28 protein-coding genes are annotated in these 23,671 nt (G+C 69.9%); 22 read left to right on the top strand and 6 right to left on the bottom strand.

The window, feature by feature from the left end; genetic code table 11:
* Positions 1-80: 80 nt before the first annotated feature.
* From rplU to MFF30_RS13180, 13 genes are all read left to right on the top strand, one after another.
* Entirely contained in the window at positions 81-395 is a 315-nt protein-coding gene (gene rplU, locus MFF30_RS13240) for a 50S ribosomal protein L21 (RefSeq protein WP_056215136.1), read from the top strand.
* Positions 396-434: 39 nt separating this feature from the next.
* Positions 435-701 (top strand): 50S ribosomal protein L27, encoded by a 267-nt coding sequence (gene rpmA, locus MFF30_RS13235; RefSeq protein WP_238279885.1) that lies wholly within the window; start codon positions 435-437, stop codon positions 699-701.
* A gap of 134 nt (positions 702-835) precedes the next feature.
* Complete coding sequence (gene obgE / locus MFF30_RS13230; protein WP_238279884.1) at positions 836-1,870, top strand: GTPase ObgE; 1,035 nt, start codon at positions 836-838, stop codon at positions 1,868-1,870.
* Between the two features lie 76 nt (positions 1,871-1,946).
* Positions 1,947-3,083 (top strand): glutamate 5-kinase, encoded by a 1,137-nt coding sequence (gene proB / locus MFF30_RS13225; protein WP_238279883.1) that lies wholly within the window; start codon positions 1,947-1,949, stop codon positions 3,081-3,083.
* A gap of 108 nt (positions 3,084-3,191) precedes the next feature.
* Positions 3,192-4,490, top strand: a complete 1,299-nt coding sequence (locus MFF30_RS13220) for a glutamate-5-semialdehyde dehydrogenase (RefSeq protein ID WP_238279882.1) — start codon at positions 3,192-3,194, stop codon at positions 4,488-4,490.
* A 27-nt stretch (positions 4,491-4,517) separates the two neighbouring features.
* The gene (locus MFF30_RS13215) at positions 4,518-5,141 is read left to right on the top strand and encodes a nicotinate-nucleotide adenylyltransferase (RefSeq protein ID WP_238279881.1); all 624 of its coding nucleotides are present in this window, start codon (positions 4,518-4,520) and stop codon (positions 5,139-5,141) included.
* Positions 5,142-5,204: 63 nt separating this feature from the next.
* The gene (gene rsfS, locus MFF30_RS13210; RefSeq protein ID WP_238279880.1) at positions 5,205-5,648 is read left to right on the top strand and encodes a ribosome silencing factor; all 444 of its coding nucleotides are present in this window, start codon (positions 5,205-5,207) and stop codon (positions 5,646-5,648) included.
* 16 nt (positions 5,649-5,664) lie between these two features.
* Positions 5,665-6,165 (top strand): 23S rRNA (pseudouridine(1915)-N(3))-methyltransferase RlmH, encoded by a 501-nt coding sequence (gene rlmH, locus MFF30_RS13205; RefSeq protein ID WP_238279879.1) that lies wholly within the window; start codon positions 5,665-5,667, stop codon positions 6,163-6,165.
* Positions 6,162-7,502 (top strand): murein hydrolase activator EnvC family protein, encoded by a 1,341-nt coding sequence (locus MFF30_RS13200; RefSeq protein WP_238279878.1) that lies wholly within the window; start codon positions 6,162-6,164, stop codon positions 7,500-7,502. The genes rlmH and MFF30_RS13200 overlap by 4 nt, the downstream gene beginning before the upstream one ends.
* Positions 7,502-8,824 carry a S41 family peptidase gene (locus MFF30_RS13195; RefSeq protein WP_238279877.1) on the top strand — a complete coding sequence of 441 codons (1,323 nt, stop codon included), beginning with the start codon at positions 7,502-7,504 and terminating at the stop codon, positions 8,822-8,824. Before MFF30_RS13200 ends, MFF30_RS13195 begins: the two co-directional genes overlap by 1 nt.
* A 146-nt stretch (positions 8,825-8,970) precedes the next feature.
* Complete coding sequence (locus tag MFF30_RS13190; protein WP_238279876.1) at positions 8,971-10,176, top strand: divergent polysaccharide deacetylase family protein; 1,206 nt, start codon at positions 8,971-8,973, stop codon at positions 10,174-10,176.
* Between the two features lie 87 nt (positions 10,177-10,263).
* Positions 10,264-10,821, top strand: coding sequence for an RNA pyrophosphohydrolase (locus MFF30_RS13185; protein ID WP_238279898.1), 558 nt, complete (start codon positions 10,264-10,266; stop codon positions 10,819-10,821).
* A gap of 20 nt (positions 10,822-10,841) precedes the next feature.
* Entirely contained in the window at positions 10,842-11,453 is a 612-nt protein-coding gene (locus MFF30_RS13180; RefSeq protein ID WP_238279875.1) for a DUF2939 domain-containing protein, read from the top strand.
* Positions 11,454-11,484: 31 nt separating this feature from the next.
* Here MFF30_RS13180 and MFF30_RS13175 read toward each other — a convergent pair whose 3' ends face one another.
* From MFF30_RS13175 to MFF30_RS13165, 3 genes are read right to left on the bottom strand one after another with little or no spacing between them, the layout of a single operon-like run.
* Complete coding sequence (locus MFF30_RS13175; protein WP_238279874.1) at positions 11,485-12,579, bottom strand: ROK family protein; 1,095 nt, start codon at positions 12,577-12,579, stop codon at positions 11,485-11,487.
* Positions 12,580-12,634: 55 nt separating this feature from the next.
* Positions 12,635-12,994, bottom strand: a complete 360-nt coding sequence (locus MFF30_RS13170; RefSeq protein WP_238279873.1) for a photosystem reaction center subunit H — start codon at positions 12,992-12,994, stop codon at positions 12,635-12,637.
* A 45-nt stretch (positions 12,995-13,039) separates the two neighbouring features.
* Entirely contained in the window at positions 13,040-13,468 is a 429-nt protein-coding gene (locus MFF30_RS13165) for a response regulator (protein WP_238279872.1), read from the bottom strand.
* 168 nt (positions 13,469-13,636) lie between these two features.
* Here MFF30_RS13165 and MFF30_RS13160 point away from each other — a divergent pair, with 168 nt between their 5' ends.
* From MFF30_RS13160 to MFF30_RS13140, 5 genes are all read left to right on the top strand, one after another.
* A complete protein-coding gene (locus MFF30_RS13160; RefSeq protein WP_238279871.1) occupies positions 13,637-14,332 on the top strand; it encodes a YoaK family protein in 696 nt (231 codons plus the stop codon).
* A 33-nt stretch (positions 14,333-14,365) separates the two neighbouring features.
* The gene (locus MFF30_RS13155) at positions 14,366-15,367 is read left to right on the top strand and encodes a WD40 repeat domain-containing protein (protein ID WP_238279870.1); all 1,002 of its coding nucleotides are present in this window, start codon (positions 14,366-14,368) and stop codon (positions 15,365-15,367) included.
* Between the two features lie 11 nt (positions 15,368-15,378).
* Positions 15,379-15,651, top strand: coding sequence for a hypothetical protein (locus tag MFF30_RS13150; protein WP_238279869.1), 273 nt, complete (start codon positions 15,379-15,381; stop codon positions 15,649-15,651).
* 79 nt (positions 15,652-15,730) lie between these two features.
* Positions 15,731-16,255, top strand: coding sequence for a DUF2937 family protein (locus MFF30_RS13145; RefSeq protein ID WP_238279868.1), 525 nt, complete (start codon positions 15,731-15,733; stop codon positions 16,253-16,255).
* A gap of 133 nt (positions 16,256-16,388) precedes the next feature.
* The gene (locus MFF30_RS13140; RefSeq protein ID WP_238279867.1) at positions 16,389-17,630 is read left to right on the top strand and encodes a peptide ABC transporter permease; all 1,242 of its coding nucleotides are present in this window, start codon (positions 16,389-16,391) and stop codon (positions 17,628-17,630) included.
* Here MFF30_RS13140 and MFF30_RS13135 read toward each other — a convergent pair whose 3' ends face one another.
* Together MFF30_RS13135 and MFF30_RS13130 are read right to left on the bottom strand one after the other, a co-directional pair.
* Positions 17,631-17,987 carry a metallopeptidase family protein gene (locus MFF30_RS13135; RefSeq protein WP_238279897.1) on the bottom strand — a complete coding sequence of 119 codons (357 nt, stop codon included), beginning with the start codon at positions 17,985-17,987 and terminating at the stop codon, positions 17,631-17,633.
* 56 nt (positions 17,988-18,043) lie between these two features.
* Positions 18,044-18,772: a pyrimidine 5'-nucleotidase gene (locus MFF30_RS13130; protein WP_238279866.1), complete on the bottom strand. Its 729-nt coding sequence runs from the start codon at positions 18,770-18,772 to the stop codon at positions 18,044-18,046.
* Between the two features lie 397 nt (positions 18,773-19,169).
* Here MFF30_RS13130 and MFF30_RS13125 point away from each other — a divergent pair, with 397 nt between their 5' ends.
* From MFF30_RS13125 to MFF30_RS13110, 4 genes are read left to right on the top strand one after another with little or no spacing between them, the layout of a single operon-like run.
* Positions 19,170-19,724 (top strand): SiaB family protein kinase, encoded by a 555-nt coding sequence (locus MFF30_RS13125; RefSeq protein ID WP_238279865.1) that lies wholly within the window; start codon positions 19,170-19,172, stop codon positions 19,722-19,724.
* Positions 19,725-19,738: 14 nt separating this feature from the next.
* Entirely contained in the window at positions 19,739-20,128 is a 390-nt protein-coding gene (locus MFF30_RS13120) for a DUF1987 domain-containing protein (protein ID WP_238279864.1), read from the top strand.
* Positions 20,125-20,976 carry a GGDEF domain-containing protein gene (locus MFF30_RS13115; protein ID WP_238279863.1) on the top strand — a complete coding sequence of 284 codons (852 nt, stop codon included), beginning with the start codon at positions 20,125-20,127 and terminating at the stop codon, positions 20,974-20,976. Before MFF30_RS13120 ends, MFF30_RS13115 begins: the two co-directional genes overlap by 4 nt.
* Entirely contained in the window at positions 20,973-22,694 is a 1,722-nt protein-coding gene (locus tag MFF30_RS13110; protein WP_238279862.1) for a SpoIIE family protein phosphatase, read from the top strand. The genes MFF30_RS13115 and MFF30_RS13110 overlap by 4 nt, the downstream gene beginning before the upstream one ends.
* A 36-nt stretch (positions 22,695-22,730) precedes the next feature.
* Here the strand turns inward: MFF30_RS13110 and argB are convergent, their stop codons facing one another.
* A complete protein-coding gene (gene argB, locus MFF30_RS13105) occupies positions 22,731-23,627 on the bottom strand; it encodes an acetylglutamate kinase (RefSeq protein WP_238279861.1) in 897 nt (298 codons plus the stop codon).
* Between the last annotated feature and the right edge of the window lie 44 nt (positions 23,628-23,671).

Here is a 23,671-nt window from a genome sequence, read left to right as displayed (position 1 = left end):
GCGGATGACCTGAACAAGAAGACGGTCCAGGCTCACCTCGCGGTGGGCTGGAGGCCGGCAGAGAACACGAAGAGAGAACGATGTTCGCAGTCATCAAGACGGGCGGCAAGCAGTATCGCGTCGCCGCCAACGACACCATCACGATCGCCACGCTCGCGGGCGAGGCCGGTTCGGCCGTCACCTTCGGTGACGTGCTCCTGTTCACGAACGGCGAAGGCGCCACCCAGGTCGGCGCGCCGCTGCTCTCGGGCATCAGCGTCACCGGCGAGATCGTCAGCCACGGCCGCGACGCGAAGGTCATCGCCTTCAAGAAGCGCCGCCGCCAGAATTCGCGCCGCAAGCGGGGCCACCGCCAGCACCACACGGTGGTCCGCATCACCGGCATCAGCGCCTGACGATCCGACCTGAGATTCAAGAATTCGGAGTAACTCCCCATGGCCCATAAAAAAGCAGGCGGCTCGTCCCGCAACGGCCGCGACTCGGCCGGTCAGCGCCTCGGCGTGAAGAAGTTCGGTTCCGAGGCCGTCATTCCGGGCAACATCATCGTGCGCCAGCGCGGCACCAAGTGGCACCCCGGCACCAACGTCGGCATGGGCACGGACCACACCCTGTTCGCCAAGGCCGCCGGCCGCGTGCTGTTCGAGACGAAGCGCGGCCGCGCCTTCGTCACGGTCGTGCCGGTGCAGGAAGCCGCCGAGTAAGGCGCTTGGCCTGGGCCTTCCGACAGGCGGGCCCCACCACCAGTTAATCCCGGGGAAGATGGGAAACCGTCTTCCCCGTCGTCGTTTCGGCGACGTGTCGAAATCCTGATGCCTGAACGAAGCCGAGTCCGCCCGTGAAATTCCTCGACGAAGCCAAGGTCTATGTCCGCTCCGGCGACGGTGGCGCCGGCTGCGTGGCCTTCCGCCGTGAAAAGTTCATCGAGTTCGGCGGGCCGAACGGCGGCGACGGCGGGCGCGGCGGCGACGTCTGGGTCGAGTGCGTCGACGGCCTCAACACCCTGATCGACTACCGCTACCAGCAGCATTTCAAGGCCCGGAAGGGCGAGCACGGCATGGGCTCGAACCGCCACGGGGCCAACGGCGCCGACGTGGTGCTGAAGGTGCCGGCCGGCACCGAGATCCTGGCGGAGGACGGCGAGACCCTGATCGCCGATATGACGCATGTCGGCCAGCGCGTGCGTCTCGCCAAGGGCGGCAATGGCGGCTTCGGCAACGCCTACTTCACCACTTCGACCAACCGCGCCCCGAAGCACGCCAATCCCGGCCTCGAGGGTCACGAGCAGTGGGTCTGGCTGCGCTTGAAGCTCATCGCGGATGCGGGTCTCGTCGGGTTGCCCAATGCCGGCAAGTCGACCTTCCTCGCCGCCGTCACGGCGGCCAAGCCAAAGATCGCCGATTACCCCTTCACGACCCTGCACCCGGGCCTCGGCGTGGTGCGCTCCGACGAGCGGGAGTTCGTCCTCGCGGACATCCCCGGCCTGATCGAGGGCGCCCATGACGGCGTCGGTCTCGGCGACAAGTTCCTGGCCCATGTGGAGCGCTGCCGCGTGCTGCTGCACCTCGTGGAAGCTACCAACGAGCATGCCGGCCAGACCTATAAGCTCGTGCGCCGCGAGCTCGAGGCCTACGGACACGGCCTCGACGAGAAGCCCGAGATCGTGGCGCTCTCAAAGGCCGACGTGGTTGACCCGGATGTGCTCAAGGAGCAGGTCGCCCGCCTGAAGCGCGCCTCGAAGAAGAAGCCCCTGGTCCTGTCCTCCGCCACCGGCCTCGGCGTGCAGGATGCTCTTCGGGCGCTGGCCCGCGAGATGGACGAGGCCCGGCTCGCCGAGGCCGAGGCGCAGCCCGCGCAGGCGTGGCAGCCCTGAGGAACGGCCGCTCGCTCTTGTGTCGCGGGCAGCCGGTCGCCACAAGCGCACCATCGTCCTCCCGCCGACGCTGCCGATGACCCTCGACGTCCAGATCCCCAACCTCCAAGATTTCCGCCGCATCGTCATCAAGGTCGGCTCGGCCCTCCTCGTTGACCGGGCGCGCGGGCGCCTGCGCCATGCCTGGCTCGCCGCGCTCGCCGAGGACATCGCCGACCTGCATGCCAGCGGGGCCGACGTGCTCGTGGTCTCCTCCGGCGCGATTGCGCTGGGGCGGACGGTGCTAGGCTACCCGCCCGGCACCCTGCGGCTTGAGGAGAGCCAGGCGGCCGCGGCCGTGGGGCAGATCGCCCTGGCCCGGCACTGGTCGGAGGCGTTGGGGCATCACGGCATCGCGGCCGGGCAGATTCTGGTCACGCCGCAGGATACCGAGGAGCGCCGGCGCTACCTCAACGCCCGCGCCACCGTGCTCAAGCTGCTCGAAGTGCGGGCCGTGCCGGTCGTCAACGAGAACGACACGGTGGCGACCTCCGAGATCCGCTACGGCGACAACGACCGCCTTGCCGCCCGCGTCGCCACGATGATCGGCGCCGACGTGCTGGTGCTGTTCTCGGACATCGACGGTCTCTACACCGCCCCACCGCACACCGACCCGGAGGCGCGCCACCTGCCTCTGATCGAGCGAATCACCCCCGAGATCGAGGCCATGGCAGGCGGCCCGGCCTCGGAACTCTCGCGTGGGGGCATGCGCACCAAGGTCGAGGCGGCCAAGATCGCCGCCAGCGGCGGCACCCACATGATCATCGCCGACGGACGCGAGAAGAACCCGCTGCGCACCATCCTGCGGGGCGGCCGCTGCAGCTGGTTCCTGTCGGGCTCCAATCCGGTCACCGCTCGCAAGAGCTGGATCGCGGGTTCGCTCGAACCACGCGGCATCCTCACGGTGGATGCCGGCGCGGCGCGCGCCCTTCAGGGTGGCGCGAGCCTCTTGCCGGTGGGCGTCACCAAGGTGCAGGGCGGCTTCGGGCGCGGCGACGCCGTGGTGATCCGGGACGAGGCCGGCCGCATCCTCGGGCGCGGCCTCGTGGCCTACGACAGCGACCAGGCCATGCGCATCATCGGCCGGCCGAGCCGCGAGATCGCGGATCTCCTCACTCATCCGGGCCGCGCCGAGATGGTGCATCGCGATGACCTCGCCATGGTGGGGGAATAGCTGATCTGTCAGCGGCAATGCTTGTTTTTACGGCACGCGACGTGGCATGACGGGTACGAACACATGGCGGCCGCGCCCTTTTCCGCGACGGTCGCGAGGATGAAGGCCGTGCCCGTTCTGAATCTGAGAACCGATTTTGCGCCCCCCGGCGATCTCTCCGAGGAGATGAACGCCATCGGCCGGCGCGCCCGCGCCGCCGCTCGCCAGATCGCCCTCGCTCCGGCCCACACCAAGGACACGGCCCTGCGCCTCGTCTCCGAGCGCCTGCGGGCCGAGCGGGACACGATCCTGGCCGAGAACGCCCGCGACGTGGAGGCGGCCCGCGCCGCCGGCCAGACCCAGGCGCTCATCGATCGGCTCACCCTGGATGCTGGGCGCCTCAACGCCATCGCGGATGCGGTCGCCAAGATCGGCGCGCTGCCCGATCCCGTCGGGCGGCAGATCGCGGCGTTCGAGCGGCCGAACGGCCTGCTCATCGAGCGCATCGCCGTGCCCCTCGGCGTGATCGGCGTGATTTTCGAGAGCCGCCCCAACGTCACCGCCGATGCCGGCGCGCTTTGCCTCAAGGCCGGCAACGCCGCGATCCTGCGGGCGGGCTCCGACAGCCACCGCTCGGCCATGGCCATCGCCCGGGTCATGCGGGCCGGGCTGGAGGCCGCCGGCCTGCCCGGTGACGCCATCCAGATCGTGCCGACCCGCGATCGCGCGGCCGTCGGCGCCATGCTGTCGGGCCTCGACGGGGGCATCGACGTCATCGTGCCCCGCGGCGGGCGTGGCCTCGTGGAGCGTGTGCAGGCGGAGGCCCGCGTGCCGGTCTTCGCCCATCTCGACGGCATCTGCCACGTCTACGTGGCGGCGGGCGCCGATCTCGACATGGCCCTCAAGGTCGTTCTCAACAGCAAGATGCGCCGGACCGGGATCTGCGGCGCCGCCGAGACGCTGCTCGTCGACCGGGCCTGCGCGGAGACCCACCTCGCCCCCTTGGTCAAGGCGCTGCTCGATTTCGGCTGTGCCGTGCGCGGCGATGCGGCCACGCAGGCCGTCGACGGCCGGGTGACGGCCGCGAGCGAGGCCGACTGGCGCACCGAGTACCTCGACGCCATCATCGCGGTGCGGGTGGTCGACGGGCTCGACGCGGCGATCGAGCATATCGAGACCAATGGCTCGCATCACACCGACGCGATCATCACGGACGACATGGCGGAGGCGACGCGCTTCCTCGCGGAGGTCGATTCGGCCATCGTGACCCACAACGCCTCGACCCAGTTCGCCGATGGCGGCGAATTCGGCTTCGGTGCGGAGATCGGCATCGCCACCGGGCGCATGCATGCGCGCGGGCCGGTGGGCGTCGAGCAACTCACCACCTTCAAGTATCGCGTCCACGGGAACGGGCAGACGCGCCCTTGACGCTCGCCCGTCCGACCCGGGACCCCGATGCGCCTTGACGCATCGGGGCCGGCGCGCCTGCCTCCCGTCGCGCCGGGCCTGCGCATCGGCCTCTACGGCGGCTCCTTCAATCCGGCCCATCTCGGGCACCGGCATGTCAGCCTCGTCGCCCTGAAGCGGCTTCGCCTCGACCGGGTCTGGTGGATGGTCACCCCTGGCAATCCGCTGAAGGACCGGGGCGAACTCGCGGCCATCGACCGGCGGGTCGAGCGGGCGTCCCGGATCGCCGATCATCCCCGCATCGCGGTGACGGATTTCGAATCACGGATCGGCGCGCGCTATACCCGCCAGACGCTGGGCTTCCTCACCCGCCGTCATCCGAATGTGCGCTTCGTCTGGATCATGGGCGCAGACAGCCTCGCGACATTTCACCGCTGGCAGGGATTTTCCGAGATCGCCGGCCTGATGCCGATGGCGATCGTGGATCGGCCGGGCTTCACCTTGACGGCACCGGCCGCCCGGGCCGCCCGGGCGCTCGCGCCCTGGCGCATCCCCGAGACGGAGGCGGCGAGCCTGCCAGACCGTGCGCCGCCCGCCTGGGTCTTCCTGCACGGGCCTCGTTCGACCCTCTCCTCGACGGCGCTTCGCGCCAAGCCGGGCGGCCCTGCATAGGCCGCACATGGAAAAGGCAAGCGCCACGTTCCACTTTATCCCTATCCGGGGTACGATGATGGGATGACGATGGCGATAGCAGGAACCCAGACGCTGAACGACGCGGCCCACACCGGAGTCCCGAGCTCCGAAGAAACCACCAACCGGAAGATCGATGATCTCCGGAGCCTCGCTCTCGAGTGCCTTGAGGACATGAAGGCCGAGGAAACGATCGAGATCGACCTGATGGGCCGAACCTCCCTGGCCGACACCATGATCATCACCTCGGGCCGCTCGCAGCGCCATGTCGGCGCGATTGCGGATCGCGTCCTGCAGGAGATGAAGACCAAGGGCCTCGGCACGGCCCGGGTCGAGGGTCTGCCGGCCTGCGACTGGGTGCTGATCGACGCCGGCGACGTCATCGTGCACATCTTCCGCCCCGAGGTGCGGGGTTTCTACAACCTCGAGAAGATGTGGGGCGCCGACCGTCCCGCCGCCGCATTGCCCTCCGCCGCCTTGGCCGAGTGAGAGCCGGCGCCGCCTCGTGCGCCTGCTCGTGGCGGCGGTTGGCCGCCTGAAGCCCGGTCCCGAGCGCGATCTCGCCGCGCGCTACCGCGAGCGTGCCGCGCAGGTCGGGCGCGGGCTCGGTTTCACTGCCTGCGACATCGCCGAGATTACCGAGAGCCGGGCGCGCCGCGCGCCGGATCGGGCCTCCGAGGAGGGCGCGGCCATCCTGGCGCAGGTCGCCAATGGTGCGGTCCTGGCGGTCTACGACGAGCGTGGGCGTTCGGACCTCACCAGCGAAACCATCGCGTCGCGGATCGGCGACTGGCGCGATGCGGGCCGTGCCGCCCTCGTGCTGGCCATCGGTGGCGCCGACGGCCTCGACCCGGCGGTACGGGCGCGGGCCGAACTGAGCCTCTCCTTCGGAGCCGCGACCTTGCCGCACGGGCTTGTGCGCGTCTTGGCCCTGGAGCAGGTGTATCGCACGCTGACGATCCTGGCAGGCCACCCGTACCACCGCGGAAACCTCGACGAGCGATGAATCCGGCGATCCGATTCGGACGAGACTGGGCAAAGCGCGGGCTGCTGCTGGCGGCCTGCCTCGTCGTGTCGGGGACGCCCCGCGCCGAGGCACCGGCGACGCCGGACGCCGTCCAGAAGGCCCTGGACGAGAAGACCCGCCGGGCCGAGAACCTGAAGCGCATCGAGGAGGCCCTGGCTGCCAGCACGGGCGCGCGGGCGAAGTACGAGGCCGAGATCGCGGCGATCGGCGGCGACCGGGCGAAGCTGAATACGGCTCTCCTCGACGCCGCCCGCCAGGCGCAGGCCACCGAGGTGCGTATGAGCCGTCTCGAGGAGCGCCTGAAGACGCTCGGCGCCAGCGAGACCGCCCTGCGGCGCTCCCTCGAATCCCGGCGCGGGGTGATCGCCGAAATCCTGGCCGCGCTCCAGCGCATGGGCCGCCGGCCGCCGCCGGCCGTGCTGGTGCGGCCCGAGGACGTGCTGGCGGTGATCCGCACCTCCATGCTTCTCGGCGCTGTGGTGCCGGAATTGCGTGGCGAGGCCGAGACCCTGGCCGGGGACCTCTCCGAACTCGTGCGCCTCAGGGGTCTGATCGCGGCGGATCGCGAAGGTTTGAGCAGCGATCTCGCGGGCTGGGCGCGGGAGCAGCAGCGCCTGAACGCCCTCATCGCCACGCGCCGCACCCGGCAGGCCGAGGTCGAGAGCGGACTGGCGGCCGAGCGCACCCGCACGGCCGAGCTCGCCGTGCAGGCCCGCAGCCTGAAGGACCTTCTCGACCGGATGGAGGGCGAGGTCGCGTCCGCGCGGCGTGCCGCCGAGGAGGCGCGGGCGGCCGAGACCCGCGAGGCCCGCGCGACGCAGGAGCGTTTCGCGGCGGCCGGCGCCCGCGACCCGGCCCGGCTGGCGCCGAAGGTGCGTTTCGTGGATACCCGTGGCGACCTGCCCCGTCCGGTCAGCGGAGCCACCCTGCGCAGCTTCAATCAGCCCGACGGAAACGGCGGCACGACCCGCGGCATATCGCTCGCGACTCGGCCGAAAGCCGTCGTTTCGTCACCGGCCGATGGCTGGGTGTCCTTTGCCGGGCAGTTCCGCTCGTACGGGCGACTCTTGATCATCAACGCCGGCGATGGCTACTATCTCTTGTTGGCGGGGATGGACCAGATCAACGTCGAGGTCGGCCAGTTCGTGCTCGCGGGCGAGCCGGTGGCTGCGATGGGGGAAGGCGGCGCCAGCCCCGACCCAGCAGGCGGTGATCGCGGCGATCCGGTCTTATACGTCGAGTTCAGAAAAGACGGCGGCTCCATCGACCCGGAGCCTTGGTGGGCGAAAAGCCCCAGCGAGAAGGTTCGCGGATAATGCGCAAGGTTTCCCTGGTTTTGCTCGGCGCGTTCCTCGGCGTCGGATCCTCGGTGGTGACCACCCAGACCCACCTGCTCTCGGGGACGAGCGCCGTGGCGGCTTCCGCTGAGACCTACCGTCAGCTCAGCCTGTTCGGCGACGTGTTCGAGAAGGTCCGCACCGACTACGTCGAGAAACCCGACGAGGCGAAGCTGATCGAGGCTGCCGTGAACGGCATGCTGACCTCCCTCGATCCGCATTCGAGCTACATGGATTCCAAGAGCTTCCGCGACATGCAGGTGCAGACCCGCGGCGAGTTCGGCGGCCTCGGGATCGAGGTCACGATGGAGGACGGCCTGATCAAGGTCGTGACCCCGATCGACGATACGCCCGCTTCCAAGGCCGGCATCCTCACCAACGACGTCATCACCCAGATCGACGAGGACCAGGTCCAGGGCCTCACCCTGAACCAGGCGGTCGACAAGATGCGCGGCCCGGTGAATTCGCCGGTGAAGCTGAAGATCAGCCGCAAGGAGTCGAAGGACCCGATCGAGGTCACGCTCAACCGCGACGTGATCAAGATCAAGCCGGTGCGCTCGCGCGCCGAGGGCGGCGACGTCGGCTATATCCGCCTGACCCAGTTCAACGAGCAGACCTTCGACGGCCTGCGCGCGGCGATCGACAAGCTGAACACCGACATCGGCGCCGACAAGCTCAAGGGCTACGTGCTGGATCTGCGCAACAACCCGGGCGGCCTCCTCGACCAGGCCGTGATGGTGTCGGACGCCTTCCTCGACCGGGGTGAGATCGTCTCCACCCGCGGCCGCAACCCCGACGAGACGCAGCGCTTCTCGGCGAAATCCGGTGACCTGACCAAGGGCAAGCCCATCGTGGTGCTGGTGAACGGCGGCTCCGCCTCGGCCTCCGAGATCGTGGCCGGCGCCCTCCAGGACCACAAGCGCGCCACGGTGCTGGGCACGCGCTCCTTCGGCAAGGGCTCGGTGCAGTCGATCATCCCCCTCGGCGGCTCGGGCGCTCTGCGCCTGACCACGGCACGCTACTACACGCCGTCGGGCCGCTCGATTCAGGCCAAGGGCATCGAGCCGGATCAGGAGGTCCTGCAGGAGGTGCCGGACGAGCTGAAGGGCAAGGACGAGACCAAGGGTGAAGCCGGCCTGAAGGGCCACCTCAAGCAGAAGGACGTCGAGGAGCGTGGCGGTTCGTCGGCCTACGTCCCGCCGGACCCGGCCAAGGACAAGCAGCTCATCGCGGCCTTCGACTACCTGCGCGGCATCCAGAAGGGCGCGGCCAACACGCCCAAGGCCGCTGTCCCGAACTGACCTCGTCCTCCGGGACGAGCCGGATTTAGCGAAGCGTTAACCATGGCGGCCCCCAATGTCGGTCCACGACCGATCTTGGGGGCCGTCTTCGTTCGGACGCGCGCCGCCCCGACCGTCGGTCCGGGACTTTGGGGAAGCGCCAGCGCGTGGCCACCGACGACATCCTGACCCGGCCCCTCGGGGCCAAGCCGACCGCCGGTCAGCGCTTGCAGGCCCTGAGGCGGTTCCGCCCCACCGTCCCGATGGTCCTGGGCGGTGTGGTGGCGGGCCTCGCCCTCGGCCTCAGCATTCTGGTGGCGACGGGCGATCCGGAGGGTGGCGAGCCCAGCGCCGTCGTGGCCATCACCCTGCGAGAGCCCGCCGTGGCGCCGGTGGCGCAGGCCGCGCCGAAGCGCGAGGCATCCCGATCACCCTCCAGCAACGCGGACGAGGTCGAGAGCGCCTCGGGCGTCACCGTGTTCCGCCCGCCCGGGACAGCCGCCCCCGGCGATGCGGTGGTGATTCAGGTACCGTCCGCGGCACCCGTCAAGCTCAACGCCGCCCCCGATTCGCGTCTCGTCGAACGCGGGCGCCACGGAAACCTGCCGCGCATCGGCGACGGCCGCCTGCGTCCCCTCGACGTCTATGCCCGGCCGGAGGGGAGCGGTTCCGGGCCGCGGGTCGCGATCCTGGTCTCGGGCCTCGGCATCGGCCAGGCCGCGACGGCGAGCGCCATCACCCGTCTGCCCGCCGCGATCAGCCTCGCCTTCGCGCCCTACGCGGGCGATCTCGAGCGGACCGTGGTGCGTGCCCGCGAGGCCGGTCACGAGGCGCTGCTCCAGGCACCGATGGAGCCCTTCGATTATCCCGACAGCGACCCGGGTCCACAGACCCTGCTGACCACCGCGCGCCCGCCCGAGAATCTCGACCGGCTGAGCTGGGTCATGAGCCGCTTCCAGGGTTTCGTCGGCATCGTGAACTACATGGGTGCCAAGCTGACCGGCGATGCCGCCGCCCTGGAGCCGGTTTTGCGCGAGATCGGCGCCCGCGGCCTCGGCTTCGTGGACGACGGCACCTCGCCGCGCTCGCTGGCCACCACCCTGGCCGCCAAGGCAAAGGTGCCGGTCGTTCGCGCCGAGATCGTGCTCGACGCCCTGCCACGCCCGGAGGCCATCGACCGGGAATTGGCACGCCTGGAGGCGCAGGCCCGCAAGAACGGCTTCGCCTTCGGTTCGGCCAGCGCCATGCCGATGAGCATCGACAGGATCGCCCGCTGGGCGGTGGAGGCGGAAGCGCGCGGTATCCGGCTGGTCCCGGTGAGCGCCGCACTGCGCAGCCCCGGTACAACCCGGGTGACGAGTGCCAAACCCTGAGGCCGGAGGCACCATAAGCGTGCGCTGCGGGAGCCGATTCCGTACAACTCGACGTTTCGTGCGTTGCAGCACATCATGCGCTTGCCTATGGTCGCGGCCATGACCGCATCCCCGATCGCCGACGGCGCCGACCTGCCGTATCGCCCCTGCGTCGGCATCACGCTGATCTCGCGGGCCGGCCTCGTCTTCATCGGTCGGCGCCGGGCCGATGCAGGGCCCGAGCACGTGGCGGACGGGCGCGCCTGGCAGATGCCGCAAGGCGGTATCGACGCGGACGAGGACCCGGAGGCGGCGGCCCTGCGCGAACTCTACGAGGAGACCAGCGTGGCGGCGGGCTCCGTCGTGCGCCTCGGTGAGACGGAGGATTGGCTGTCCTACGACCTGCCGCCGGACGTGCTGAAGCAGGCCTGGAAGGGGCGCTATCGCGGCCAGACCCAGAAGTGGTTCGCCTTCGGTTTCCTCGGCTCAGACGACGAGATCGACGTAACGTCTCCCGGGAACGGTGCTTTCAAATCCGAGTTCGACACTTGGCGCTGGGAGCCGATGGCGGGCTTGCCCGACCTGATCGTGCCGTTCAAGCGGCCGGTCTACGAGGGGGTGGTTGCCGCGTTCGCGGGGCTCACGTCCTGGCGGGCCCCGCAGTGACCGCCTGAGCCGGCGCCCCGATGCGGTGGTGGTCGATCCCGATCCTGTTGTTGCTCGGGTGGTTCGCGTTCACGCTGACACCCTTGTGGGCGCTCTACGACCTCGCCCGCGCGGTCCAGGCGCACGACACCGACTACATTGCCCGTCACGTCAACTTCCGCACCCTGCGCCTCTCGGTGATCCGGCAGGCCGCTGCCGCCGCGCAGGCGCGTAATCCCGCCGCGCCCGACGTCGAGCCGCGTGAGCGCCAGCGTCTCTCCGAGGCCGCCGCGGCCCTGGCTGTCCCGATCGCGGAGGCGCTCGTGACGCCCGCAACCGTGGTCGATCTCCTCGACGACGGCTGGCCGCAATCCGTCGAATTGGGGCAGGAGGCGCCTGCCCCGCGCTCCGGGGGCGGGGGCCTGCGCATCGACAACCTACGCCGATTGATCCCGTTCTACCTTGCCTCGGAGATGCGGGGCTTTCGGACGGTCGTGGTGGGCGTGCCGCCCGAGGCGTCCCGCGAGCGTCGGCTGCGCGTCCGCCTCCGCCTGCGCAACTGGACTTGGCGCGTGGTCGACATCGAGCTGAACGACGAGCTGCGGGCGCGCATCGCCCAGACCTTTGCGCGGGCCGACGCGAAGACGCGCTGAGCGGAGCGGGGCCTCCGATTGCCCCCCGCGCTCAGCCCTCGGCCTGTTCCGTCTCCCGATTGGTGAAGCGCGCGTTGCCGAGGCCGGTGCCGATGGTGAGAATGCCCCAGCGGGTCACGTCCTTGCGGTCCGGCACCTCGCTCAGGCCCTGCACCACGGCGTCGTTGTGCATCACCACCATGGTGGCGTGCCCACCAATGCGCGGGATCGACGCCGCCACGCGTTCGGCGAGGTTGAAGCCATCGCTCTCCCAGTTGCCCGGCAGGTTCTGGCCGCCGCGGGTGATGGTGCCGTCGGCTTCGATGAGACCCGGGCAGCCGATTCCGATAAACGGCGCCAGGGTGAGATTGGCGCGGTCGGCCCGTCGGATCAGGTCCGTCAGCATGCCGATCAGGCGCTCCACCGCCTCGTCGCGGGTCGGCATCGGCTCTTCGTCGCGGTGGCGCCAGATCTCCGAGCGCCAGACCTCGCTGCGCGACAGGTCGGGGGCCTTGCGCAGGTTCGTCGTGACCACGCCCGTGCGGATGTTGCTGCCGCCGATATCGACGGCCAGCAGGCTGTCGTAGCCGGAGAAGATCCAGGCCGGCGCGAGGTGAACGGCACCGATCAGGCCGCCTTCGTCCGGATGATGCCGGATCGGCTCCAGGGTGATGTCGATGCCCGCCGCGCGCAGGAGGTAGCTCGCACGCCCGATGGCGAGACAGCCGGCGCGGCTGTCGCGGAACCCCCCGCCCACCGCGATGGCCTGCGTGCCCTTCCAGCCGTCCTGGGCCAGGAAGAGCCGGACCACGCGGGCAAGCTCCTGCGCGAAGGCCTCGATGGCGCTGAAGACCGTGCCCGAGGCAAGGGTGTCCTCGGCCAGGAGGACGTGATCGAGGCGTCGCTTGGAAAAGTCGCAGCTGTCCTTGTCGCCCAGGGGATCGGGGCCGAGGGCGCGCATCCTGGCGCGGCACGTTTCCAGCATCTCGCGGAAGGCGGCCTTCGAGACTCGGTCGCCGACGAAGCCGTCACCGTCCTTCAACTCGATGTTGTAATCATCGACGATGACGGATGGCAGCCGTTGTGCCGCGTGCGCGATCCCCGCCTCGCGGACCGAGGACTCTTTAGCCGTACCGTTGCTCGTCATGTCCGTTCGCCTGACCTTCGCCGCATCATCACGCGCGTCCCAACGCGCGGGCACGCTATTTCGGCTTGACGGTTTCGGGAGCGATCGGCGCCTTCGGCTCGCGGGCCTCCATGAGGTCCTCGGCCTTCTCCTCGTCGGTGTCGCCACCGCGCTCGATCGTCTTCTCGGGATTTGCCGCGAGCGCGCGAACGATCGCCACGAGGCGCTCGCACTCGGCGTCGTACTTGTAGGTCTCCAGCACGATGGCGGCGTCGCGCAGGGTGCGCAGATCGCGCACCGTCTGCTTGTTTGCGGCCTCGCGCAGCTCGGACTTGCCCGCGATCGCCTCTTCGAGCTTGGCCCCCTTCACGTCGCAGGCGGCGCCGGCCATGGCGGTGCTGGCGGCAAGGATCAGGGCGGCGGCGAGGATGCGCATCGTGTGGCTCCGGAAGGCGGGTCCCGCGCGAGTCGCGCGGAATCGTCAGGCGTGGTGGGGGTTGGGACGCAGGATGCCGTTGGCCAGGGCCACGAGGTGGCTCAGACGGTAGGGCTTGGGCACGAACACGGATTCGGCGACCGCGTCCGCCTGGGCGAGGTGGCCGCGTCCGCCCGAGGTATAGACCACGGGCAGGTTCGGCCAGTGCTGGCGGGCGCGGCGGGCGAGCGCGATGCCGTTCGTGTTGCGGGCCAGATCGATATCGGTGAAGAGCAGGTCGACGCGCTCCCGCGCGAGGATGTCCTCAGCCGCGTCGGCATCGGCGGCGGTGAGGACCCGGTAGCCCTCGTCGAGCAGTGCCTCGGCGGCGAGCTCGCAGACCATGGCTTCATCCTCCACCACCAGGACGGTCTCGGCGGCGGCGCGCGGGCTGAAGGCGGGCAGTGTCGGAAAGGCGCAGGCGAAGGAAATCATGACGCAACTCCTACTCACCCGGCATGAGGCCGTGGGGCCCGTGCCGGATCGCCAGAGAAACGGGCCGCCAAGGCCCATCGTTCGCCGCCGTTCACTCCAATTGCGCGGACTTGGTAAGCGAAGCTTTAACCCTGTGAGCCAAGTCGTGAAGGCGTGCCTGCGGCGCCCATGACCCGTCCCTGGCATCTCGGCTTCGGCCTCATCCTCACGGCGCTCGCGGGCTACGTGGACGCCCTCGGTTTCATCCGGCTCGGCGGCCTCTACACCTCCTTCATGAGCGGAAACACGACGCAGTTCGCGGTCGCCCTCGGCCATGGCGATCCGCATCACGCGCTGCTGCCGGCCCTGCTGATCCTCGCCTTCCTCCTCGGGGGCATCTGCGGCGGCGGCCTTTCGGCGCTCACCCCGGCGCGGTGGGTGACGCCCGTGATCCTAGGCTTCGAGACCGCGGTGGTGACGGCGGCCTTCCAGGCCGCGACGGCCGCACCGGATTCCGGCATCGCCTCCCTGATGCTGGCGCTCGCCATGGGCGCGCAGAACGCCGTGCTCTCGTACGTCCAGGGCTTCCGGGCCGGCACCACCTTCGTCACCGGCGCCTTGTTCGGTCTCGGCCAGAAGCTTGCCCTGGCGCTCGCCCGGCGGGGCGCACGCACCGCATGGGTCGGGGACGGCGTCGTCTGGTTCTCGCTCCTCGTCGGATCGGTGGCCGGAACGGTCGCCTACGGGAAGCTGGCGTTGTATGCCCTCGCCATTCCCGCCGGCCTGGCCGGCTCCCTCGCGCTCCTCGCGACGATCCTGATCGCGCGGTCCGCCCCGCCCAAGGGTGTCGTCAAGGCACCCGCCATCAAGGCCGTGGCGAAGTGAATCGCGAGGACCAGCGTTGAGAGATCCGTCCGGATGAGTGCCCCCTCCCTCCTCGATCACGTCGCGCCGGTCGCGGCCGGCGCCCACGTCACGCAGGCGGTCTGGCTGAAGGATACGCTCGCCCTGGCCCTCGGCGATGGCGGCGTGCTCCTCGTCTCCGGCCAGGAGACGCGCCGCGTCGAGGCGCATCCCGATGCGGGGATCTTGGTTGGCGTCGGCGACGGGCGCCGCCTCGTCACGGGCGGCGACGACGGGCGCGTGGTCGCGACCTCCGCCACCGGCGATGCCGTCGAGGTGGCGGCCGCCAGGAACGGCGCCTGGATCGATGCCCTCGCGGTGCATCCCGACGGCGCCATCGCTTTCGCGGCCGGCCGCAACGTCGTCGCCCGCGACGCCAAGGGCCGCGAGAAGACCTTCGCGGCACCCTCCACCGCGCGGGGCTTGGCTTTCGCGCCGAAGGGCTACCGCCTCGCTGTCTCGCACTACAACGGCGCCACCCTCTGGTACCCCAACCTCGAGACCGCTCCCGACTTCATCGAGTGGAAGGGCTCGCATATCGACGTGACCTGGTCGCCCGACGGCCGCTTCGTCGTCACGACCATGCAGGAGAACTCCCTGCACGGTTGGCGCCTTCAGCCCGATCGCGGCCACATGCGGATGTCGGGCTATCCCGGCAAGGTGCGCTCCGTGGCGTGGTCCGGTGACGGCGATTGGCTCGCCACCAGCGGCGCCGAGGCCGCCATCGTCTGGCCGTTCGATTCGAAGGAGGGCCCCACCGGCAAGGCGCCGCGCGAGTGCGGTGTGCGCCCGGCCCGCGTCTCCCGCGTGGCGTTCCACCCCAAGGCCCTGGTCCTGGCCATCGGCTACGAGGACAGCTGCATCCTTCTGGTGCGGTTCACCGATGCCTCGGAACTGCTGGTGCGCCATGCCGTGAAGGGCAGCGCGATCTCGGCGCTGGCCTGGGACGGGCGCGGCACCCGCCTCGCCTTCGGCTGCGCCGACGGGCAGGCCGGTATTCTCACGCTGCCGACCTGAGGCCGCCCGCGATGGCGCTGTTCGGATTCGGCGGTCGCCGCGCTCCGGTTGACCAGGAAGCCCGCGAGGGGGTGATCGCCCGGGTTCGCCGCCTCGGCGGCTTCGATGCTGAGGTGATCGTCAAGGTCAGCGAGATCGTCTGCGCCGATCCGGCCTGTCCCGGCCTGGAGACGGTGATTCTGATCATGGTGCCGGGCGATCCGACCCGGGCCGTCAAGATCGCGCGGGCCATGGCCGAGATCGGCGACGCGGACGTGGCGGCCGCCCTCGACTCGACTTCGTAGGCCATCGGAACCGGCTGCCTGGTTCCCGCCTTGTCCTCGGCAGCCTTCGGTTCTCCGCCGTGCCCGACCGGGAGGTCTCGTGTTCCGCGTCCTGCGCACCCTCGGACTCGCGCTCGGTCTCCTCGCCGGTGCCATCGCGGCGCAGGTCCCCGAATTCGCTCAGCAATACGCCCAGCGCCTCGGCGGCACCGTCGACGAGTTGCGCCGGGTCGTGTCCGGGTTCGAGGCGGACGCCGCCGCCAGCGGGCGGAGCCGCAACGATGCGCTCGACCGCCTGAGCGGCGACCGCGACGCGCTGGTCTCGCGCCGGGGCGCGGCGGCCCGCGCCGACATCGCCCGCCTCGACGCGCTCTCGGGACAGCAGCGCGCCCTCGCCGAGGCGGGCGGCCCCCTGGGTCGCGCGGTGGCGGTCTTGCGCAATCCGGACATGTCCCTCGCCCGGGCGACCTACCAGGACTACGTTCCGGCGATCCCCACCACGGCGGATGGACTCACCGCCGGACTCCTGGGCTTCCTCGCCACCTGGGCGGGCTGGCGGCTCCTGGCCGAGACCGGTTGGCGGATGGTGCGGGGGCGCCGCCGCCCCGTGACCCAGGGCGCCTGACCTGCTTTGCCGTGGGCCACGGCATCGTGACTGTTGCACATCGTCTACAGCCCGTCCGCCGTGGCTGCACTAGGACTGTGGCGTAGCGCGTGGGCCTCACCCTGGCGCCGTTTCACGGCCTTCGATCGAACGCATGGCGCGCGCCTCAACTTCCTCCGTCGATCCGGCGAGCGATGCCGCCGCGCTCCTGCGGCGTGTCGGCTTCATCGGCCTGTTCGTGGTCATGCCAGTGGCCGCCCAGTTCGCGCGCCGCGCCGTGGTGGTGCTGGCGCCCATCGCCATCGCGCTTCTGGTGCTGGCCAGCATCGTCGACGGCAAGTCACGCCCGGTCCGTCCGGCCTCGACGCGCCTGCTGCGCTCGCCCGCGTTCCTGGCCGGCTGCCTCTTCATCCTCTGGGCCGCCCTCTCGCTGGTCTGGACACCCTTCCTCGATCTCGCCACCGAGCGCCTGCTCAACCTGGTGGCGACCCTGCTGATGACGATGGCGGGCTACCTCGCCCTGCCGGATCGCATGCGCTCGGCGAATCTCTATCTCCTGCCGGTGGGTCTCGCGGCCGCGGCCCTCGTCGCCATCGGCCTCGGTCTCACGGGTCAGGGCCTCTTCGGCCAGCGTCTCGCGCGGATCGGCGACGACGAGGGCATCCTTGACCGCGGTCTCATCCTCCTCGTCCTTCTGGTCTGGCCGGCCGTGGCGTGGCTCCGCTCGCGCGGCCGCGACGGCGAAGCCCTCGGCCTCGCGGTCCTGGTTTCCCTCGCCCTCATCGTCTCGCCGGGGCCGACGACCCTTGTCGCCCTCGCGGTCGGGGCCCTTGCCTTCGCGTTCACGGCCTTCCGGCCGAACCAGGGGCCGCGCATCCTCGCCCTGGTGGCCGCAGCACTCCTCGTGCTCGGCCCTGTTCTGCCCTTCATCGCCCGCCCGATCGGCGCGTGGCTGTTCGGCGGGCGCTCGCCCGGCGTCCTGAGCTTGAAGGCCTGGCAGGCGATCGTTACCTCCGAGCCGTTCCGGCTTGTCACCGGGCACGGGTTCGAGACGGCCCTGCGGGGCCGTTACGTCAACCTGCTGCCCATGAATGCGCCCCGGACCCTGCTTTTCGAACTCTGGTACGAACTCGGCCTCGTCGGCGCCTTCGCGGCCGCCTTCGCCCTGCATGCCGCGATTCGGCGGGCTGGCCGCGAGGCCTCGGTGCTGGTGCCGGGGGCGATGGCGGCGTTCGCCGCGGCCTTCCTCATCGCCTGCGTCGGCGTGGGCATGATGGTGATGTGGTGGCTCACCACGCTCGCCCTGGCGGTGCTGGTGTTCGTGGCGGTGGAGCGCGGCCAGTTCCGCACGCGCCGGCCCAAGGCCAGTCTGCTGCGCCCGGCCGGTAGCGCCTGATCAGGATTCCGCTGCCGCCTCGATGGCCTCCATGTCGGCGTCCGACAGGCCGAAATGGTGGCCGATCTCGTGGACGAGAACGTGGGTGACGAGGTGCCCCAGGGTCTCGTCGTGTTCGGCCCAGTAATCGAGCAACGGCCGCCGGTAGAGCCAGACCTGGTTCGGCATCTGCCCCGTGGCGGCCTCGCCGCCCTGTGCCAGCCCGATCCCGCGAAACAGACCGAGTAGGTCGAACTCGCTCTCGCACCCCATTTCGCCGAGGGTCTCTTCGTCGGGGAAATCCTCGACGTGGATGAGGAGGCCGGCGCACAGGTTGCGGAACGCCAGGGGCAGGTTGGCGAAGGCGGCGTGGGCCATGTCCTCGAAGGCCGCGAGATCCGGTGCCCGCGCCCCGGTCCAGTCCGGTGAGGTGCTCACGCGAACTCCGGCAGCACACGCTGCGCCAGGAAGCCCGCGAGGTCGCTGGTGATGTGGTCGATATGCGGTTCGCGCACCGCCTCCTGCTCGAAGGCCTCGCGGAACGGATCGATCGTCGGGGGCACCACCAGCACCGTCGACATCCCGATGTCATGGGGCACGACCAGGTTGCGGGCGATGTCCTCGAACAGGGCCGCCCGACGCGGCTCGACCCCGTGCCGCTTGAGGAAGCGCTCGTAGGTCGAGCGCTCGGGCTTCGGAATGAAGTCGGCGTCGGCGATGTCGAACACGTCCTCGAAGTGATCGAGGATGCCGAGCTTGGCCGCCACGTTCTCGGCGTGCCTGCGCGAGCCGTTGGTGAGGATCAACTTGCGTCCGGGCAGGGCCTCGATGGCATCGCCCAGGGCGGCGTCGAGCCGGATGGTCGAGTGATCGATGTCATGCGCGAAGTCGAGGAAGTCGTGCGGATCGATCGCGGATTCGACCATCAGTGCTTTTAGCGTCGTGCCGTAGCGATGGTAGAAGTACTTCTGCAGGGCGCGGGCCGAGAGGCCGTCGAGCCCGTACAGGCGCATGACGTAGAGGGTGATCCGCTCATCGACCTGGGGCCAGACCCGGGCGTCGCTCGGATAGAGCGTGTTGTCGAGGTCGAACACCCAGGTGTCGACGTGACGAAAGCCGCGGGATTGGGCGGTGGTGAAGTGGCTCTCGCCGGGGAGGAACAAAGCGTCTCGACACGGTTCGGGGTGGGCTCGCGAAGCCCGGCCGTCCGAGATGGGGACCGGTCTGTGCGAAGGGAAGCGTCACCTGAGGCCATTTCAGAGCATGGCCGTGGGCATACGGCAAGCGTCCAGGGCGCCGTCCAGGGAATTGGGACACCTCGCATTCAGCCGGTTAGGTTCGATTTCCTGGTCCGTGCTGGAAGATTGAGCAGTAGGATGTAAATTTGAGCGTATTGCCCCAGCAATAGAGAGAGTCAGAGCCTCGCCTTCCAGCAAGTATCGAAGTGTGTCCTTGGCGCCACTTTAACCGGACATACACGAATGCGAGACTAGGTCTAAGGGGTGGTGTGGCGCACCCCGGGCCGGGCGCTCCGCGCCTCCTCCGTCGGGAGAGAAAGCCTTGCTCGCTCGCGATTTCATGAACTTCTTCGACGCGTCCCGGCGCCAGGGCGTGATCCTGTCTTTCGGCGGCGACATCTCCGAGAACGTGCTGTTCTCCCTGGGCGAGGTGCTCAAGCTGCGCATGAGCCAGGGCGAGACGGATACCTCGGTGGCCAAGCGCGTGTTCGCGATCTTCGTCGAGCAGGCCCAGAACGTGATCCGCTACTCCTCCGACAAGGTGGCCAAGCCCTCCGGACCGGCGCCGGGCTTGATCAGCAACGGCGTGATCGTGGTCGGCATGGAAGCCGCGCGCTTCTACGTGCTCTGCGGCAACGAGATGCCCGATGCTGACGTGCCGTCCCTGCGCGCCCGCCTCGACCACATCGCCAGCCTCAACAGTGACGCGTTGAAGGCTTTTTATCGCGAGAAGCTGCGCCAGCCGCCGGACGAGGGCAGTCTCGGTGGAAGCATCGGACTCATCGAGATCGCCCGGCGCTCGAGCGCCCCGGTGGAGTACGGCTTCCAGGCGCTGGACACCCAGCGCAGCTTCTTCTGCCTCAAAGCCTATATTTGATGGGCCCGTCACCGATGGATCGCATCCAGCTTGCCGCCACGGACCGCTCGCCGCAGGTCGACTTCGACTTCGCGTCGGGCCACCTGACCCTGCGCGGCGAATCCTACCCCGAGGACGCGGCCGCCTTCTTCGGGCCCTTGCTTCAGGCCCTGAGGACCCATCTGGCGGACCAGTCCGGGGCACCGATCGTATTCGAGGTCGGCCTGGCCTACTTCAATTCCTCCAGCGCCAAGGCGTTGATGAACCTGTTCATGCCCCTGGAGGATGCGGCGGAGGAGGGGCGCTCGGTGACCGTGCGCTGGCACTTCGTCGACGGCGACGAGACCATCGAGGAGGCGGGCGAGGATTTCGCTGCCGATTTTTCGCATGCGCGCTTCGAGATGGTGAAGGAGCCGGTGGCATGACGCGCGCGGTACGGGCCGTGGCCGGGACGCCTCCTGCCAAGCCGGAGGATGCCTTCAGCCTCTACGACGCCGAGGAGGCGGTCCTGGCGCGCTCCGAGGCCATGCTGGCGGGGCTCTCGGACGTTGCGGGCGGCGTCCAGGCCCTCGCCGATGCCTATCGCCGGGGCTACCGGGAGCAGCGCCGCCTCGTGCGGATGAGCGACCGGATGCAGCTCGACCTCCAGAAGGCGAACCAGGCGCTTGCCGAGCAGCGCCGCGATCTCCAGGCGCTGAACACCGCTCTGTCGAGCGAGATCGAGCACCGGACCCGCCTCGAGGCCGAGCTGCGGCGCCTTGCCGACACCGATGACCTCACGGGGGCGCTGGCGCGCCGCCGGTTCATGGAGATCGCCGCCCGGGAATGGCTGCGCCACGAGCGCAGCGGTGCCCCGGTCTGCATCCTCATGCTCGACCTCGACCGCTTCAAGCTCCTCAACGACAGCTTCGGGCATGCCGCCGGGGACGCCGCCCTGGTCGCCTTCGTGGCGACCTGCCGGGCCAATCTGCGCACCCTGGACTTCATCGGCCGCACCGGCGGCGAGGAATTCGCCATCGTTCTGCCGGACACCTCCCTCGATGGGGGCTTCACCTTCTCGGAGCGCCTCCGGGAAGCCGTCGCCACCACGCCCGTGGGCGGAGCCGACTCGGCCGTGACCATCACGGTGAGCATCGGCGTCGCCCAGGCCTGGCAGGGCGAGAGCCTGGAGAGCGCGATGCAACGCGCCGATGCCGCCCTCTACGCGGCCAAGCGCGACGGTCGCAACCGCGTCGGTCTCAAACCCGACACCGCCGTCCCGGAGCGCTCGTGAGCGCCGAGGCGAACCCCATCATTCCGGCACAGGCCGCCCGGGTCGAGGACGCGGGCCGACGCCCGCGCGGCGGCTCCCTGCGCGGAGCGGGCCCCCGCCGGAGCAGCGACTTCCTGGAGGTTGCGGGCTTCGTCGACGTGCCGACCGGCGAGCCCGGCACCATGCGCCCGGGCGCGCTGCGCGGCGCCGCGCAGGGGCGCGACCTCGATACGCTCGCCCACATCCTGTTCCTGCGGATCTACCCCGTCATCGCCGTCGTCGTGCTGGTGACGCAGATCGGCATCGCCTGGGTGAACTACCGCGACCAGCTTCACCTCTACAGCGAGCGCGCCGACCTGATGGCCTCGCTCGCCGCCAGGGCGATCGCGCGGCCGGACTGGAGCGCCAGCCCGGAGATCTACCGCCGCCAGGTGGAAGCGCTGAGTCTCGATCCGGCCTTCCGCTCGGCGACCCTGCGCAACGCAGCCGGCGCCGTGCTGATGAGCTTCGGCGATCAAAAGCCCGGTCGTGGCTTCGAACGCATCACCGCACAGGCCGACATACCCGCAGAGCCGGGCGCCGCCGCCCAGGGACGCCTCACCGTGGCGATCTCGGCCGAGGGCCTGCGCGGGAACGCCGAGAAGCAGGCGGTGCTGGCCGTCGTCACCAGTCTGATCCTGATGTTGGCCTTCGTGTTCACGCTGCACGCCAACGTGCGCCGGCACGTGCTTTCACCACTCAAGCGTCTGCTGCTCGCCATGCGGGAGGTCGAGCACAAGCGCTGGGTGCCGGTGGAACTCGACGGAGCGTTTCGCGCCAGCAACGAGATCGACGTCATCTCCCAGGCGTTCAACCGGATGGTGGACGGCCTGCGCAGCGGCGACGAGGCCAAGCAGCTGCTTCAACAACTGGAGCAGGCCCACCACAAGCTGGAGGACGCCAACCGGCTCGTGATGGAGAGCATCGGCTACGCGCGCCGCATCCAGAGTTCCGTACTGCCCGACCGGACGGCCCTGGACGGCACCGGTCTCGACGTGGCCGTGCTGTGGGAGCCGCTCCACCTCGTCGGCGGCGACTACTTCTGGCTCGAGGAGATCGACGGGATCGGCATCCTGGTGGTCGCCGACTGCACCGGCCACGGCGTTCCGGGCGCCTTCCTGACCCTGATCGTCGCCACCGCCCTCGACCGCCTGCTGCACGAGCGCGGTCTGCGCGATCCGGCCGCGATTCTGGAGGCCCTCGACGGCATGGTCCGCACGCAGCTGCGCCAGGATGGCCGTGGCGCGGAATCCGACGATGGCCTCGATTGCGGGATTTGCGTCTGGGACCGTGCGCGGGGAGAAATCCGCTTTGCCGGGGCCGGCACCGCGCTGACCATCATCGACGGCGCGGCCGTGACCCGGATCCGGGGCGCCAAGCGCGGCCTCGGCTACCCCCAGCGTCCTGGCGAGCGCGTCTCGGTCGAGGAGACGCTCCTGACGGTCGCGCCCGGCATGAGCTTCTACCTGATGACCGACGGCATCACCGATCAAATGGGTGGCGCCGGTCCCGCCCGCCGGCTCCTCGGCCATCGTGGCGTCACAGACATTCTGGCCGGCGATCAGGCGGCGCCCCTGGCCGAGCAGGTGGCGCGGCTCGACGCTGCACTGACCGCCTACCGAGGCGGCGAGGCACGCCGGGACGACATGACCCTGCTGGCCTTCCGGCCACGCCGGGACACGCTGCCCGACGCGGCCTGAACGGGATCCCGGGACGGCGCGTCCCGGGCCGAGCCCTCAGCTCCGGCGGATCAGGGTACCGGCACCGTAATCGGTGAACAGCTCCAGCAGCACCGCGTGGCTGACCTTGCCGTCGAGGATGACCACCGCTTCGACGCCCTGCTCCAGGGCGTAGATGCAGGTCTCGACCTTGGGGATCATGCCCCCCGTGATGGTGCCATCCGCGATCAGCCGGCGGCAATCGTCGATCGACAGCTCGGGGATCAGCTTCTTGTCCTTGTCGAGGACGCCCGGGACGTCGGTCAGCAGCAACAGGCGCTTGGCCCGCAGCGCCCCCGCGATGGCACCCGCGAAGGTGTCGGCGTTGACGTTGTAGGTCTGGCCGTCGGCGCCGAAAGCGACCGGAGCGAGGACCGGGATCAACTCGGCCTTGAGCACCGCGTCGAGGACGCCGCGCTCGACATGGTCGGGCTCGCCGACGAGGCCGAGATCCAGTTCCTGCTCGGTCTGGCTCTCGGGATCGATGATGGTGCGCGTGGCCTTGCGGGCCCGCACCATGTTGCCGTCCTTGCCGCACAGGCCGATGGCGCGGCCGCCCTCGGCCGAGATCCAGCCAACGATCTGTTTGTTGATCGAGCCGGCGAGAACCATCTCGACCACCTCGACGGTGGCCTCGTCGGTGACGCGCAGGCCGCCCCGGAATTCGGATTCGATACCGAGCCGGCCGAGCATGCGCCCGATCTGCGGTCCGCCGCCATGCACCACGATCGGCTTCAGGCCGGATTGCTCGAGGAGCACGATGTCCTCGGCGAAGTCCTCGGCGGCCGCGCGGTCGCCCATGGCGTGCCCGCCATACTTGATGACCACGATCTCCTGGTCGTAGCGCTGCATGTGGGGCAGGGCCTGGACGAGGACTTCGGCGCGCACATGAACGTTGGGCAGCGGTTCTTTCATCGTGGGGCTGGTCCTCGATGGCGCGTCGGGCACCGCGCGCGACG

It is taken from the genome of Methylobacterium goesingense, assembly GCF_022179225.1.
Classification (GTDB): Bacteria; Pseudomonadota; Alphaproteobacteria; order Rhizobiales; family Beijerinckiaceae; genus Methylobacterium; species Methylobacterium goesingense.
This window is presented reverse-complemented; position numbering and strand designations above follow the sequence as displayed.